This window comes from Streptomyces silaceus (assembly GCF_001419745.1).
Classification (GTDB): Bacteria; Actinomycetota; Actinomycetes; order Streptomycetales; family Streptomycetaceae; genus Streptomyces; species Streptomyces silaceus.
In genome coordinates this window covers 19980-35113 of record NZ_LIRJ01000050.1, presented here as the reverse complement: position 1 = coordinate 35113, position 15134 = coordinate 19980, and the positions used below count along the sequence as shown (strand labels likewise).

Below are 15134 nucleotides of genomic sequence, written 5' to 3'. Positions count from 1 at the left end.
CACCGGTGGATCGGCACGGGGAGGCGCCGCCGGGTGCGGACGGACGTACGGACACGGCAATGCCCGCGCAGCTCCCCAGCTGCGCGGGCATCTGTGCCGTCCGCCGCACCCCCGTCCCCACGGGGTTTCATGGCCGGATGTCCCCGCCCGGACCGCTCTTCCGGGCCTGGGGCGCCGCTCAGCGCCCCAGCATCACGCCCACGGACGACGCTTGTGTGACCACTGCGTCCCAGCCGCCGAAGACGACCACGAGCAGGGCTGCCAGGGGGAGGACCATGGCCGTCGCCACCAACGGATGGCGCGTGCCGGACGGGCGGACGCCGAACGCGGAGAACCTGCGCCCTTGCGTGCGGAACATGGTCCGCGGTGCCGTGTCCGCCATGGTTCCTCTCCTGACGATTCGTTGTTCTCGTTGTTGATCTGGCAGCGGCGGGTGTCTGACCTCGGGGGACGAGTGCTGCACCCGCCGCTTGACCTCAAATCTAGGCGCGCGCGGGGTGCCGGACGTCATGCCCTCGTACCGATTGCCTGGCCTCCCGGAGGATGACCGATCGCCGCCGGTGTACTCCCGTGGGTGGAGACGGGGTCCTAGGACTCGGGGTCTTCCCGGAGGGGACGGGCCGCGGCCTCGGAGCTGTCCTCCCTCGGGACGGGCTGCTCGACCAGGGCCAGGACGCGGGTGGCCATGAACCGGGCCGTACGCACCACGGAGCCGCTGCGGGTGACTTCGCTCACTTCCACCACTCCCCTGCGGACCGCCGTCTCCACCCGGCGGCCCGCCCGGCTCGCCACCACTTCGTACGTACGCGTCGTGTCACCGGCGTCCACGACGATCTCCACGCGATCACCCTTCACGGGATCAATCCCCCTTCAGCGATGGATGGTTGGGGATCGGGATGGCGTCAACGGCCCCCTGTCCCCCGTGCCCTGACCACTCTTCAAGTTTCCCACCTGGCACTGACAATCGATCGCCCCGCGAGGGCGCGGCCTCTGCACGTGCCCGGCCGCGGAAACGTAAGCTGTGGCTCGTCAGACGGACCGGGTAGCGGGGATGGACATGGCGATGATGCGGCTCCGGCGCGAGGACCCGCGTGTCGTCGGCTCGTTCAGGTTGCACAGGCGCCTGGGCGCCGGCGGCATGGGGGTCGTCTATCTGGGGTCGGACCGGCGGGGGCAGCGCGTCGCCCTGAAGGTGATCCGGCCCGACCTGGCGGAGGACCAGGAGTTCCGCTCGCGGTTCGCCCGCGAGGTGTCGGCGGCCCGGCGCATCCGCGGCGGCTGCACGGCCCGGCTCGTGGCCGCCGATCTCGACGCGGACCGGCCGTGGTTCGCCACGCAGTACGTCCCCGGGCCCTCCCTGCACGACAAGGTCGCCGCCGAGGGGCCGCTGTCCGCGGCCGAGGTGGCCGTGGTCGGCTCGGCGCTCGCCGAGGGGCTCGTGGCCGTGCACGAGGCCGGTGTCGTCCACCGCGACCTCAAGCCGTCGAACATCCTGCTGTCCCCCAAGGGGCCCCGGATCATCGACTTCGGCATCGCCTGGGCCACCGGCGCCTCCACCCTGACGCACGTCGGCACGGCCGTCGGCTCGCCCGGATTCCTCGCGCCCGAACAGGTGCGCGGCGCCGCGGTCACGCCCGCCACCGACGTCTTCGCGCTGGGCGCCACGCTCGCGTACGCGGGCATGGCGGACTCACCCTTCGGGCACGGCAGTTCCGAGGTCATGCTCTACCGCGTGGTGCACGAGGAGGCGCAGCTGCACGGCGTGCCCGACGCGCTCGCGCCGCTGATCAGGGCCTGTCTCGCCAAGGATCCGGAGGAGCGGCCGAGCACGCTCCAACTGTCGCTGCGGCTCAAGGAGATCGCGGCCCGCGAGGCGCAGGGGCTCGGTGACGTGCGCCCGCCCGCGCCGCGCCAGGACCACGACCGGCCCACGGGCCGGCTCGCCGAGAGCTACGCCGACCAGCGCACCCAGCGGCGGCCCGGCCCGGGGGCCACGCCCACGCCGCGGCCCAGCGGCTCACGGCCGGGCGCTTCGCGGCCGAACGGCCCGCGGTCCGGCTCCCGGCCCGCGCCGTCCCGCAACTCCACGCGCTCCGGCAGCAGGCCCGCCCCGCGCAGCGGCACCGGGCGGCAGGGCCCCCGCACCACCGGCACGGGACGGCGCGGGCCCGCCAATCCGCGGCTGCTGCGGCAGCGGCTCTTCGTGTTCGTGGTCGTGACGCTGCTGGTGGCGCTGGCCATCGCGGCGGCGCAGGGGTGCCAGGGGCCTGCGCGGGGCATGGACGGCGGCGGTGGACCGGACCCGAGGGACCGGGCGACGTACCAGCCGCTGGACGGACAGGTGATGTCCGAGCACTTCGAGTCGACGATGGAGCGGACCGACTAGGCGCTCCCGCGGGCCGGGCGCGGATTCCCGCGCCCGGCCGGGTCACGACTGCGGGCGGCCCGTCGCCACGGCGTAGAACGCGACCGCCGCGGCCGCTCCCACGTTGAGCGAGTCCACGCCGTGGGCCATCGGGATGCGGACCCATTCGTCGGCGGCGACCAGCGCCTGGGTGGAGAGGCCGTCGCCCTCCGCGCCGAGCATCAGCGCGACGCGGTCCATGCGGTGCGGGGCCGCCTCGTCGAGGGAGGTGGCCTTCTCGTCGGGGGTGAGGGCGAGCAGGTTGAAGCCCGCCTCGCGCACCCCCTCCAGACCCTTGGGCCAGGACTCCAGACGGGCGTACGGAACGGAGAAGACCGCGCCCATCGAGACCTTCACGGAGCGGCGGTAGAGCGGGTCGGCGCAGTCCGGGGAGAGCAGCACCGCGTCCATGCCGAGGGCGGCCGCGGAGCGGAAGATCGCGCCGATGTTCGTGTGGTCGTTGACCGCCTCCATGACGACCACACGGCGGGTGGTCGCGAGGAGTTCGTCGGCGGTCGGCAGCGGCTTGCGCTGCATGGAGGCGAGGGCGCCGCGGTGCACGTGGTAGCCGGTGACCCGCTCGGCGAGCTCCGGGCTCACCGCGTACACGGGAGCCGGGAGTTCGTCGATGACGTCGCGCATGACGTCGACCCACTTGGCCGAGAGCAGCATCGAGCGCATCTCGTAACCGGCGTCCTTGGCCCGTCTGATGACCTTCTCGCCCTCCGCGATGAACAGGCCCTCGGCCGGTTCGCGCTTGCGGCGCAGTTCGACGTCGGTCAGGCCCGTGTAGTCGCGCAGGCGGGGGTCGTCGGGGTCGTCGACGGTGATGAGATCAGCCACAGGGTGATACTGCCTTGTCCTGGGTGTGGTGCCAACGGCTGGGAACGGGTTCCGTTACCGCTGGTTACGTGCGGGTGGTGCGGGCCGGTCAGACGGTGGTCGGCGGGCCGACGTTCACGACGTCGCCGATGACGATGACCGCCGGGGGCTTCACCTCGTGGGTGCGGACCGCCTCGGCGACCGTGCCGAGCGTCGCGTCGACGCGGCGCTGGGCGGCCGTCGTGCCCTCCTGGATCAGGGCGAGCGGGGTGTCGGCCGCCTTGCCGTGGGCGATCAGGGCCGCCGCGATCTTGCCGATCTTGTCGACGCCCATGAGGACCACGAGGGTGCCGCGCAGCTTGGCCAGGGACTCCCAGTCGACCAGGGAGCGCTCGTCGTCCGGCGCCACATGGCCGCTGACCACGGTGAACTCATGGGCGACGCCCCGGTGGGTGACCGGGATGCCGGCCGCCGAGGGCACCGAGATCGAGCTGGAGATGCCGGGGACGACCGTGCAGGTGATGCCCGCCTCGGCGAGCGCCTGGAGCTCCTCCATGCCGCGGCCGTAGACGTAGGGGTCGCCGCCCTTGAGGCGGACGACGGCCTTGCCCTGCTTGGCGTGCTCGATCAGGGCGTTGTTGATCGCCTCCTGGGCCATGAAGCGGCCGTAGGGGATCTTCGCCGCGTCGATGACCTCGACGTGCGGGGGCAGCTCGTCGAGGAGGTCGCGGGGGCCGAGGCGGTCGGCGATGACGACGTCGGCGGCGGCGAGCAGCCTGCGGCCGCGGACCGTGATGAGGTCCGGGTCGCCGGGACCGCCGCCGACCAGGGCGACACCGGCCGTACGGGTGCGCAGGTGGGGGGCGACCAGGCTGCCGTCGCGCAGGCCCTCGACGACCGCGTCGCGGATGGCGGCGGTGCGGCGCGGATCGCGGTCGTGCAGGTCGGAGGAGAGGACGGCGACCGTGACGCCCTCGGAGCGGCCGGTGGCCGGGGTCCAGGCGGTGGCGGCCTCGGCGTCGTCGGAGCGGACGCACCAGACGCGCTGCTCCTCGGCCTCCGCCGATGCCTGGGTGTTCGCCTCCGCGTCGCTGGTGGCGATGAGGGCGTACCAGGCGTTCCGGAGGTCGCCGGGCTGGTAGCGGCGCCGGGTCCAGGTGATCTCGCCCGCGTCGGCCATCGCTTCCACGGAGGGGGTCGCGGACGGGGATACGAGGAGGATGTCCGCGCCTGCCTTGATCAGGGCCGGGAGGCGGCGCTGGGCGACCTGGCCGCCGCCGAGGACGACGACGCGGCGGGCTGTCAGGCGGAGGCCGACGGGGTAGGCGGGGTTTTCGGCCGTGGACATGGCTGGGGGCTCCTCGTGCGGGGCGTTGCGGGGCCGCTGCGACGGTGGGGCGGCTGGTTTGACGTGCGGGTTCAGTATGGCGGGGGCGGGTGGGTGTGTCTTTCCCCTGGCCCGCCCCTTCCCGACAACCGGGGCTTCGCCCCGGACCCCGTCGTTCGTCTGCGGACCGTGGGCGTACGTGCCCACCCGTTCCGCCGTGCGGAACACCTGCCCACGAACGGGGCGGCAGGGTGGGCGTCCCTCCTACTTCTCGGTGACGCCCGCCGAGTCGAACGTCGCCACCTCGTGCATCGCGCGGGCCGCGCTCTGGACCACCGGCAGGGCCAGCAGGGCGCCGGTGCCCTCGCCGAGGCGGAGGTCCAGGTCGACCAGCGGGCGCAGGCCCAGCTTGTTCAGGGCCGCCACGTGGCCCGGCTCGGCGCTGCGGTGGCCCGCGATGCAGGCCGCGAGGACCTCGGGGGCGATGGCGCGGGCCACCAGGGCGGCGGCGCCGGCGCTCACGCCGTCCAGGATCACCGGGGTGCGCAGGGAGGCGCCGCCGAGGAGGAGGCCCACCATCGCCGCGTGCTCCAGGCCGCCGATCGCCGCGAGGACGCCGATCGGGTCCGCCGGGTCGGGCTTGTGGAGGTCGAGGGCGCGGCGCACGACCTCGACCTTGCGGGTGTGCATCTCGTCGTTGATGCCCGTGCCCCGGCCGGTGACCTCGGCGGGGTCGGTGTCGGTGTAGACGGAGATCAGGGCCGCGGACGCGGTCGTGTTCGCGATGCCCATCTCGCCGGTGAGCAGGGCCTTGTTGCCCGCCGCCACCAGGTCGCGGGCCGTCTCGATGCCGACCTCGACGGCCGCCTTGACCTCTTCGCGGGTCAGGGCGGGGCCGGTCGTCATGTCGGCGGTGCCCGCGCGGACCTTGCGGGGCAGCAGGCCGGGGGTCGCGGGCAGCTCGCTGGCCACGCCGACGTCGATCACGCAGACCTCGGCGCCCACCTGGTTGGCGAAGGCGTTGCAGACCGCGCCGCCGCCGAGGAAGTTGGCGACCATCTGCGCGGTCACCTCCTGGGGCCAGGCGGTGACGCCCTGGGCGTGCACGCCGTGGTCGCCCGCGAAGATCGCGACGGCCGCGGGCTCCGGGATCGGCGGCGGGCACATCCGGGACAGGCCCGAGAGCTGTGCGGAGATGATCTCCAGCATGCCGAGCGCGCCCGGCGGCTTGGTCATGCGCTTCTGGCGTTCCCACGCCTCGCCGAGCGCCTTGGCGTCCAGCGGGCGGATGTTCGCGACGGTCTCGGCGAGCAGGTCGTGCGGGTCCTCTCCGGGCAGGGCGCGCCGGCCGTACGTCTCCTCGTGGACGACCCAGGACAGCGGGCGGCGCTTGGACCAGCCGGCCTGCATCAGCTCGGGCTCGTCCGGGAACTCGTCGACGTATCCCACACACAGGTAGGCGACGACTTCGAGGTGCTCGGGCAGGCCGAGGGCGCGGACCATCTCGCGCTCGTCGAAGAAGCTGACCCAGCCGACGCCGAGGCCTTCGGCGCGGGCGGCGAGCCAGAGGTTCTCGACGGCGAGCGCCGAGGAGTAGGGGGCCATCTGCGGCTGGGTGTGCCGGCCGAGGGTGTGGCGGCCGCCGCGGGTGGGGTCGGCGGTGACGACGATGTTCACCGGGGTGTCGAGGATGGCCTCGATCTTCAGTTCCTTGAACTGCTTCGCGCGGCCCTTGGGCAGGGACTTGGCGTACGCGTCGCGCTGGCGCATCGCCAGTTCGTGCATGGTCCGGCGGGTCTCGGCGGACTTGATGACGACGAAGTCCCACGGCTGGGAGTGGCCGACCGAGGGGGCGGTGTGCGCGGCCTCCAGGACGCGGAGCAGCACCTCGTGCGGGATGGCGTCGTTGCGGAAGCCGTTGCGGATGTCGCGGCGCTCGCGCATCACGCGCAGGACGGCCTCGCGCTCGGCGTCGGCGTAGCCCGGGGCGGCGGTGCCGGGGGACGGCACGGGCTCGGGGTACTCCGTGAACGCGGCGTGCTCGGCGTCCACCGCCTCCGCCGCCTCGGCGTCGAGGAGCTCGGGGACCTCGGCGCCGTCCTGCGCCTCGGGGGTACCGGTCGGCTCGGGGGCCTCCGGTGCGGCGGCGGCCAGGGGCTCGGGGGCCTCGGTCGTCTCGGGTGCTTCAGGCGCTTCGGCCATCTCAGGTGCTTCGGCCACTTCGGTCACTTCGTTCGCGTCGATCGGTTCGAACGAGATGACGTCGTCGGCCTCGTCCAACTCTTCGGCCGGGTCGGCCGTCTCGGGGGCGGCCGGGAACTCGGCCCGGTCGGCCACCGAGGACGCAGGCATCGCCTGCGGGGTCTGCGGGGTGTCGGGGGACACGGCGGGCGCGCCGGTCTCCGCGGGGTCGGCCGTCGCCTCGGCGGGCTCGGCGCCCTCGGCCGGGGCGCCCTCCTGGACGGCGGCGTCCGGCTCGGCGCCGTCACGCGGGGCGGGCACCGCGGCGGCGGGCTGCTGCGCTGCGTGCGGGTCCTCGTCGACGGCGGCCGGTGCCTCGGCGGGCACGGCCTCGGGCGCGGCGGCCTCGGGGATCGCGGCCTCCGGCATCGCGGCCTCGGGTGCTTCCGGCTGCGGTACGGGGGCGACCGCCGCGTCGGCGGGCTGCTGGGCGTCGGCTGCCGGGGGCTCGGCGGGCGCGGGCTGCTCGGCGTCCGCGACGGCCGTGTCCGGGGCGACCGCGTCCGGGGCGGCTGCCGCCTCCTGGACGGGCTGGGCCTCGGCGGCCAGGGCCTCCGGCGGGACGACCAGCGGGCGCGGAGGCGTCGGGGCCAGGTGGGGCGTGGTCGGGACGGTGCCCTCGACCGGCACGAACTGGCCGATGGGCTGGGCACCTTGGACGCCGACGGGCTCACCGGGGAACGGCCCGTCCGCGGGGACGCCGTCCTGCGGGGTCCCCTGCTGGGGGGCGTGCGGGTCGTGCGCGGCGCCGACGGGCCCCTCGGGCGCGCCCTGAAGGGCGTCCGGGGCGAAGGCCTGGCCGGCCTCGGCGGCGTGCGGGACCTGCGCGCCGTCCCACGACTGCGCGGAGGCGACGGCGAACGGCGACTGGCCCACGGCGGCGGGCACGGCCTGGGCGAACGCCGGCTGCTCCCCCATCGCGAACTGCTGCTCGGCCGGGGCGAACCGCTGCTCGGCCGGCGGGACCTGCCCGGCGTCGGCGCCGTACTGCTCACCGGCATACGGCTCGCCGCCGTGCTGCCCGGCGTACTGCGCCTGGGCCTGGCCCGGGAGCTCGACGGGCTGCTGCCCGGGGAAGGCCGCGTCCGGCGTCTGCGGTGCGTCCGCGGTCTGCGGTACGTCCGTGAACTGAGGTGCCTGTGTGACACCCGAGGCGTCCTGGGTGACGGGGGCGTCCGGGACACCCGAGCCACCGGCGACGCCCGTGGCCTCTGCGACCCCTGCGGCCCCTGCGTCTCCTGGGACGACCGTTTCTGCTGGTGCGGGATAAGACTCCTGGCCCCCCTGCCCCTGCGGCATCGGCTCCTGAGGCATCGCCGTCTGGGCCGCCTGGGGCGCCTGAGGCATCTGCCCCTGCGGGGACCACGGCGCGGCCCCCTGCGGGATCTCACCGAGCTGCGGGCCCGGCAGGCCCGCGTCGTCGCGCGGAATGTCGAGGTACTCGGGTCCGGTCGTGGGCGGACCCGCGTGACGGGCCGGCGCGGGGTGCTGCGGGGGCGTCGCCCCGGCGGGGCCCCGGTCGGCGAGCGACCGCACGGGGCTGGCCGTGCCGTCGGGCACGACCGGGCCGCGGTGCAGCGGGCGACGGGCGGGCGACGGGTGGGACGGGGCGGGCGCGGCACCGGGCATCCGGACGCCGTTCAGGTCGACCGAGCCGCTGTCCCGTCCGGAGGTCTCGTGCGGACCCGGCTGGTGGGCGGCATGGGCGGCCTGCGCGACGGGGGCACCGTGGGCGGCCGGGACGGCCTGCGGCTGACCGGCGCCCTGGACCGGCCCCTGGGCCTGTCCGGGAACCGGCCCGTGCCCCGGCGCCTGACCGTGCCCCGGGACCTGGCCGTGGTGCATCGGCGCCCCCTGCGTCTCGCTCCACGCCCCCTGGGCGCCCGGCATCAAGAGCAGGTCGTCGTCATCGGCGACGTTCTCGGCGGGGTCGGCCGGGTCCACGAAGGTGTACGCACCCGGTGCGGGAACGCCCGGCTGCTGTGCCCCCATGCCCTGCACGGGCCCGGAAGGTACACCGTTGCCTGCGCCCTCCGGCAGTCCCTCGCCCGGGACCTGGCCGGTGTCGGTCATGCGTAACCCCTCGCCCATCGGTTAGTGCTTCTTCGACCGCCCCTCAGCCTTCGGCCGGGGCGGCCCCATTGCCCGGAGCGGCGCACCAACCGCCCGTCATCCTCAACGAGCGTGTGCGCCCCGCGGCACGAACCGCGGACCGGACAACAGGCATTGTCCCGGTCGGCCCGCCGTCGCGGCAGCTTGATCGGCCACAGCCCGCTGTGGACTGCGCCACGTTGCGCGTCCTCCGGTCATGCCGTACCACACACACCCCTCAAAACGGGCGAGCTTTCCGGACATTGACCAACGAACTGCTGGGCACCCGGGTGCAGTACAACGATCGGCCAGCCTACCCCGCACCGTGCGCCCGCAGGGTCACGGGGAGCGGTCCGGCAACCGCCCCGAGAGCAGGAACACAACCGTCCGCTTCTCCTCGCGCCAGGCGCGTGTGTCGAGCTCCACGGACTGGAGGAGCGCGCACTCGACGGTGTAGCCGTGCTCGGTCAGGTCCCGGCCGATGAGTTCGGCCGCGTCGCGTGTCGCGGCGTGCGTCACGATGCGCTCCGGACGGCGGTCGGCGACCGCGGAGACCACGGCGGCTCCCCCGCCCCCGACGCGTACGACATCGGGCTCGGGGAGGTCTTCGAGGACGTGCGGGGCGACGCCGTGCACGGTCTGGGCCTGGACGCCGAAGCGGCGCACGGCGGCCGTGGTGCGGCCGAGGGCGTCGGGGTCGCGGTCGACCGCGATCACGGCGGCACCGAAGCGCGCGGCCTCCGCGGTGAAGGCGCCGCTGCCGCAGCCGATGTCCCAGACGAGGTCGCCCACGCGCGGCCCGAGGCGGGCGAGTTGGGCGGCCCGCAGCCGGTCGGTCTCGCCCTCGCCGAGCCAGATGTCCCCGCCGTACTCGGCGGCGGGCAGCGCCCAGCCGCGCGGCTGGGCGGCCGGTTCGCGGCCGGCGATCCAGCCGGTGTCGGCGGCGGGCGCGGTGCCGCCGATGACGATGACGACGTTCGGGTCGCGCCAGCTGTGGTCGGCGGCCTTGTCGGAGGTGACCACGGAGACCTGCTCGCGGTCGGTGCCGAGCTCCTCGCAGATGACGAAGGTGCGGTGGACGCCCTGGAGCAGCAGTCCCAGTTCGGCGGGGCCCGCGCCGGGCGAGGTGAGGACGGCGACCTTGGTGTGGGCGCGGCAGACGTTCACGGCACGGCGCAGGGTGCGGCGGTGGGCGACGACGACCTCGGCGTCGTCCCAGGGCATGCCCGCGCGGGCGAAGGCCTGGGCGACGGAGGAGACGGCGGGTACGACCTCCACTTCGAGGCCGTACTCGGGGGCGCGCAGGGTGCGTACGACGCCGAAGAAGCCGGGGTCCCCGTCGGCGAGGACGACGGCGGTGCCGCGGTGGGCGGCGATGCGGCGGGCGGCCAGGCTCACGCTGCCGAGGCGGATCCGCTCGGCGCGGGCGGGGAGCTCGTCCAGCGCCAGGTGGTGGGCGGCGCCCGCCACGAGCGTCGCGGCGCTGAGCGCGGAACGTGCCGCTGCGGTCAGCGGCGTACCGTCCCAGCCGATCACCGTGACCCGGTCGGCCATCGTCGTCTGTCTCCTGGGTTCTCGCGGGTCGTCAGGGCGGGGCGGTGGCTGCGGGCGGGGCAACCGCGCACGCGGCCAGGGGCGAGCGTACCTGCTGGGACTCGGGAGCGCTCCAGGGGCGCATGGTGGCCGCGCGGGCCGGGACGAAGGGCTCAGTTCCAGTCGGAGTAGGCCGAGAACCCGCTGTCGGCGAGGCTCTCGGAGACCCCTTCGAGGTCCTCGGGGAGCAGGCTCCACACGATCAGGTCGGTGCGCAGGTCGAGCCAGCCGCCGAAGGGGTCGCCGCCGTTGCGCGTGCGCGCTATCCAGGCGCCGCGCAGGACGCCCTCGCTGATGCAGCCGATCTTCTGGGCGACCTGCTGGGCGGCGGTGTTGTCGGCGGCGGTGCGCAGCTCTATGCGCTCGAACTTCTGGTCGTGGAAGAGCCATTGGGCGGTGGCGAGCGCCGCCTCGGAGGCGTAGCCCTCGCCACGGGCCCAGGGGGCGACGACGTAGTTGAGCTCGGTGGCGCGCACCCGCCAGTCGGTGCCCCGGAGTTGGATGATGCCGACAAGGCGCTGGGTGAGGAACTCGGTGACGGCGAGGACGATGCCGCGGCCCTCGGAGCGCTCGGCGGGCGCGAGGCGGGTGATCCAGTCGCGGGCGTCGGCCTCGGTGTAGGGCTGGGGCACGGAGGTCCAGGCCGTGACGAGCTCGTCGTTCATCATCTCCGCGTACGCGGGGACGTCCGCCTCTTCGAGGGGGCGCAGCACCAACCGCTCCGTGCTGATGGAGATGTCGGGAAACTCCGAGGACCCCGAGGAGGCTCTGTTCATGCGCCGCTCCATAACCTTCATAGACCTGAAGGACCTTCACCTTCGGGCCTTCTGAAGTGACCAGCATGCAACATGTCCGGCCGCAGACGCACCACGGGGTCCACTCCCGTAGGGGGAGTGGACCCCGTTGGTGTCCTGATGTGCCTCCCGCGCGCGGGAGGCCGTTCCGCCCTAGTGGACGGGCAGCACGGATCCCTTGTACTTGTCCTCGATGAACTTCTTCACCTCGGGCGAAGTCAGCAGTTTCGCCAGCTTCTTGATCCGCGGGTCGTCCTCTTCGCCCTTCTTGGCGGCGAGGACGTTGTTGTAGGGATTGCCCTTCGCGGACTCCAGGAGAATGGCGTCCTTCTTCGGGCTGAGCCCGGCGTCGAGCGCGAAGTTGTTGTTGATGACCGCCGCGTCGAGGTCGTCGAGCGAGCGCGGCAGCTGCGCCGGGTCGAGCGGCTTGACGGTGAGCTTCTTCGGGTTGGACGTGATGTCCTCGGGCGTGGCCGTGCCGCCGACGCCCTTCTTGAGCCCGATGACGCCCTTGGAGGCGAGCAGCTGGAGCGCCCGGCCCTCGTTGGTCGTGTCGTTCGGAACGGCCACGGTCGCGCCCTCGCGGAGCTGGGCGACGTCCTTGGTCTTCTTCGCGTACACGCCCATCGGGGGCAGGTACACCTCGGTGACCGGCACCAGGTCCGTCTTCTTGGACGTGTTGAAGTCCTTGAGGTACGGGGTGTGCTGGTACAGGTTGGCGTCGAGGGAGCCCTCCTGGAGCGCGGTGTTCGGAGTGACGTAGTCCGTGAACTCCTTCACCTCCAGGTCGAGGCCCGCCTTCTTCGCGAGGTTCTTCTGGACGTACGCGAGGACCTCGCCGGCCGGGGTCGGGGTCGCCCCGACGACGAGCCGGTCGCCGGAGCCCCCCGATCCGCTGTCGGAGCCCGCGCCGCACGCGGTCAGGCCGAGCGCGAGGACCAGGGTCCCCGCGGCGGCTCCCATGACGGACGTACGCATGATCAGAAGGCCGCGACGACGGCGCCGTCGTACTTCTCGTCGATGAACTTCTTGACCTCGGGCGAGGTGAGGAGCTTGGCGAGCTTCTTCACGCGCGGGTCGTTCTCTTCGCCCTTCTTCACGGCGAGGAAGTTGCCGTAGGGGTTGCCCTTGGCGGGCTCGGCGACGAGGGCGTCCTTGGCGGGGCTGAGGGCGGGCTTGGCCTCCAGCGCGTAGTTGCCGTTGATCACCGCGGCGTCGACGTCGGCCAGGCTGCGGGGCACCGTCGGGGCCTCGAGCTCCTTGAACGTGATGTTCTTGGGGTTCTTGGCGATGTCCTTCGGGGTGGCCTCGTAGCCGACGCCCTTCTTGAGCTCGATGACGCCGTTGTCCGCGAGGAGCTTGAGCGCGCGGGCCTCGTTGGTGGTGTCGTTCGGGATGGCGACCGTGGCGCCGTCCTTCAGGTCCGCGAGCTTCTTGATCTTCTTGGAGTAGACGCCGAGCGGCTCCAGGTGAACCGTGGCCCCGGGGACGGGCACGATGTCCGTGCCGTTCTTCTTGTTGAAGTCGTCGAGGTACGGCTTGTGCTGGAAGTAGTTCGCGAAGACCTCGCCCTGCTGGACGGCCGTGTTCGGCGTGACGTAGTCGGTGAACTCCTTGACCTCGAGGTCGAGGCCGGCCTTCTTGGCGAGGTTCTTCTGGACGTACTCCAGGATCTGGCCCTGGGGCGTCGGGGTGGCGGCGACGATGAGCTTGCCGTCCTTGTCGCCCGCGGAGTCCTTGTCGGAACCGCAGGCGGCGAGCCCGAGGGTGAGGGCGCCGGTGGCGAGGACAGCGGTGGTGATCTTGGCGGTGTTACGCACGAAAAGTGCCTTTCTCCATGGGTGGTGCAGCCCCGCGGTGGTGTGCGGGGAAGTCTGCGGGTGGGGACCCTGCGGTCCCTGGCGGGACCCGGGGGTCCCTGGCCGGGGACCCGGAGGTCCCCGGTCGGCCGGTGGTGCTCAGCCGGTCTTGGTGGTCGTCTCGGCGGCGACGGTGCCGGGCAGGACACCGCGCAGCGGGCGGAACAGCAGCAGCGGGCCGTTGCCGCCGCCGCGCTTGTGCAGCCTGCGGGCCGCGTAGTCGCCCGCGAACTGGATGATCGAGATGACCACGGCGAGGATCGCCACGGTGATCCACATCAGTTCGGTCTCGAAGCGCTGGTAGCCGTAGCGCAGCGCGAGGTCGCCGAGGCCGCCGCCGCCGACCGTGCCCGCCATCGCGGAGTAGCCGATGAGGGCGACGATCGTGGTGGTGGCGCCGGAGATCAGCGAGGGCAGGGACTCCGGGACGAGGACCTTGCGCACGACGGTCCAGGTGGAGCCGCCCATCGACTGCACGGCCTCGACGAGCCCGTGGTCGACCTCGCGGATCGAGGTCTCCACCAGGCGCGCGAAGAACGGGATGGCGCCGACGGCGAGCGGCACGAGGGCGGCCTCGCGGCCGATCGTGGTGCCGGTGACCCAGCGCGTGAAGCCCATCAGGGCCACCATCAGGATGATGAAGGGCATCGAGCGGGCGATGTTCACGACCTGCCCGATGACCTTGTTGAGGACGGCGTTCTGCAGGAGCCCGCCGCGCTCGGTGAGCACGAGCAGGATGCCGAGCGGCAGTCCGGCGGCGACGGCTATGAGCGTCGACCAGCCGACCATGTAGAGGGTGTCCCAACACGCCTGCTCCAGCAGGGGCTGCATCTCCGACCAGGTCACTTGGCACCTTCCTTCACCAGCAGCGGGGCGTCGTCCTTGCGCAGCAGGGTGGCGTCCTTCGGCGAGGCGTCCTCCCCCGCGATGTCGACCTGCAGGCCCTGCTCGCGCAGGAAGCCGATCGGGACGACGTTCTCCTCGAAGCGGCCCGGCAGCTCGATGCGCATCCGGCCGACCTGCTTGCCCGCGACGGTGTCCATCGCGGCGCCGAGGATCGAGATGTCGATGTTGTACGTGCGCGACAACTGGGAGATGACCGGCTGGGTGGCGGCCTCGCCGTGGAAGGTCACGTCGACGACGGTGCGGTCGGCGCCGGTGGCGGCGCCGCTGACGGGGAAGAGCGCGGCGGCGAGCTCGGAGCCGGGGGTGGCGAGCAGCTCGCTGACGGTGCCGGACTCGACGATCTGCCCGCGCTCCATCAGGGCGGCGGAGTCGCAGACGCTCTTGACGACGTCCATCTCGTGCGTGATGAGCAGGACGGTCAGGCCGAGCTGCTGGTTGAGGTCGCGCAGCAGCTGGAGGATCGAGCGGGTGGTCTCCGGGTCCAGGGCGCTGGTCGCCTCGTCGGAGAGCAGCACCTTGGGGTCGCCGGCCAGGGCGCGGGCGATGCCGACGCGCTGCTTCTGGCCGCCGGAGAGCTGGCTCGGGTAGCTCTTCGCCTTGTCGGCGAGGCCGACCAGGTCGAGCAGTTCGAGGGCCTTGCGGGAGCGCTGCTGTCCGGAGAGCCCGAGGATCTCCAGGGGCAGCTCGATGTTGTCCTGCACGGTCCGCGACGACAGCAGGTTGAAGTGCTGGAAGACCATGCCGATGCGGCTGCGCGCCTGCCGCAGTTCCCTGCCCGCGCGCGAGCCGCGGCCCGCGAGGGCGGTGAGGTCCTGTCCGTCGACGGTCACGGTGCCGGAGGTGGGGCGCTCGAGGAGGTTGACGCAGCGGATCAGGGAGGACTTGCCGGCGCCGGACTGGCCGATGACGCCGTACACCTCGCCCTCGCGGACGTGCAGGTCGACTCCGTCGAGGGCGGTTACTTCACGACCGCGTGAGCGGTAGACCTTGGTGAGGCCGGAAGTGGTGATCACAGGGGATTCCGTCACTGTCGAGTGCGCGGCGCGGGTGTCGCCGGGCACGGGGCATTCGTTCGGAACGCGGCACGGTTCTCGCGG

At 73.2% G+C, this 15134-nt stretch carries 12 protein-coding genes; 1 reads left to right on the top strand and 11 read right to left on the bottom strand.

All coding sequences use genetic code 11. The annotated features are described in order from the left end of the window. Positions 1-178 precede the first annotated feature (178 nt). Together AOK22_RS05860 and AOK22_RS05855 are read right to left on the bottom strand one after the other, a co-directional pair. Positions 179-382: a hypothetical protein gene (locus tag AOK22_RS05860; protein ID WP_055697491.1), complete on the bottom strand. Its 204-nt coding sequence runs from the start codon at positions 380-382 to the stop codon at positions 179-181. Positions 383-588: 206 nt separating this feature from the next. Further along, entirely contained in the window at positions 589-855 is a 267-nt protein-coding gene (locus AOK22_RS05855; RefSeq protein WP_055697490.1) for a hypothetical protein, read from the bottom strand. Between the two features lie 196 nt (positions 856-1051). On the opposite strand from AOK22_RS05855, the gene AOK22_RS05850 reads away from it, so the two are divergent. Beyond that, positions 1052-2386: a serine/threonine-protein kinase gene (locus tag AOK22_RS05850; protein WP_055697489.1), complete on the top strand. Its 1335-nt coding sequence runs from the start codon at positions 1052-1054 to the stop codon at positions 2384-2386. Between the two features lie 42 nt (positions 2387-2428). On the opposite strand, the gene AOK22_RS05845 is transcribed toward AOK22_RS05850, so the two are convergent. The 9 genes from AOK22_RS05845 to AOK22_RS05805 all read right to left on the bottom strand — a co-directional run bounded on the left by AOK22_RS05845 (position 2429) and on the right by AOK22_RS05805 (position 15050). Further along, positions 2429-3247 carry a TrmH family RNA methyltransferase gene (locus tag AOK22_RS05845; protein WP_055697488.1) on the bottom strand — a complete coding sequence of 273 codons (819 nt, stop codon included), beginning with the start codon at positions 3245-3247 and terminating at the stop codon, positions 2429-2431. Between the two features lie 88 nt (positions 3248-3335). Continuing rightward, positions 3336-4574, bottom strand: a complete 1239-nt coding sequence (gene cobA / locus AOK22_RS05840; RefSeq protein ID WP_055697487.1) for a uroporphyrinogen-III C-methyltransferase — start codon at positions 4572-4574, stop codon at positions 3336-3338. Between the two features lie 243 nt (positions 4575-4817). Further along, positions 4818-8867, bottom strand: coding sequence for a nicotinate-nucleotide--dimethylbenzimidazole phosphoribosyltransferase (gene cobT, locus AOK22_RS05835; RefSeq protein WP_055697486.1), 4050 nt, complete (start codon positions 8865-8867; stop codon positions 4818-4820). A gap of 357 nt (positions 8868-9224) precedes the next feature. Beyond that, positions 9225-10439, bottom strand: a complete 1215-nt coding sequence (gene cbiE, locus AOK22_RS05830; protein WP_055697485.1) for a precorrin-6y C5,15-methyltransferase (decarboxylating) subunit CbiE — start codon at positions 10437-10439, stop codon at positions 9225-9227. A gap of 152 nt (positions 10440-10591) precedes the next feature. Continuing rightward, entirely contained in the window at positions 10592-11254 is a 663-nt protein-coding gene (locus AOK22_RS05825; RefSeq protein WP_055697484.1) for a GNAT family N-acetyltransferase, read from the bottom strand. 171 nt (positions 11255-11425) lie between these two features. Beyond that, positions 11426-12250: a MetQ/NlpA family ABC transporter substrate-binding protein gene (locus AOK22_RS05820; RefSeq protein ID WP_055697483.1), complete on the bottom strand. Its 825-nt coding sequence runs from the start codon at positions 12248-12250 to the stop codon at positions 11426-11428. A 2-nt stretch (positions 12251-12252) separates the two neighbouring features. Continuing rightward, entirely contained in the window at positions 12253-13092 is an 840-nt protein-coding gene (locus AOK22_RS05815; RefSeq protein ID WP_055697482.1) for a MetQ/NlpA family ABC transporter substrate-binding protein, read from the bottom strand. A gap of 138 nt (positions 13093-13230) precedes the next feature. After that, positions 13231-13977, bottom strand: coding sequence for a methionine ABC transporter permease (locus tag AOK22_RS05810; RefSeq protein ID WP_055697481.1), 747 nt, complete (start codon positions 13975-13977; stop codon positions 13231-13233). Continuing rightward, a complete protein-coding gene (locus AOK22_RS05805) occupies positions 13974-15050 on the bottom strand; it encodes a methionine ABC transporter ATP-binding protein (protein WP_055697480.1) in 1077 nt (358 codons plus the stop codon). The genes AOK22_RS05810 and AOK22_RS05805 overlap by 4 nt, the downstream gene beginning before the upstream one ends. Positions 15051-15134: the final 84 nt, after the last annotated feature.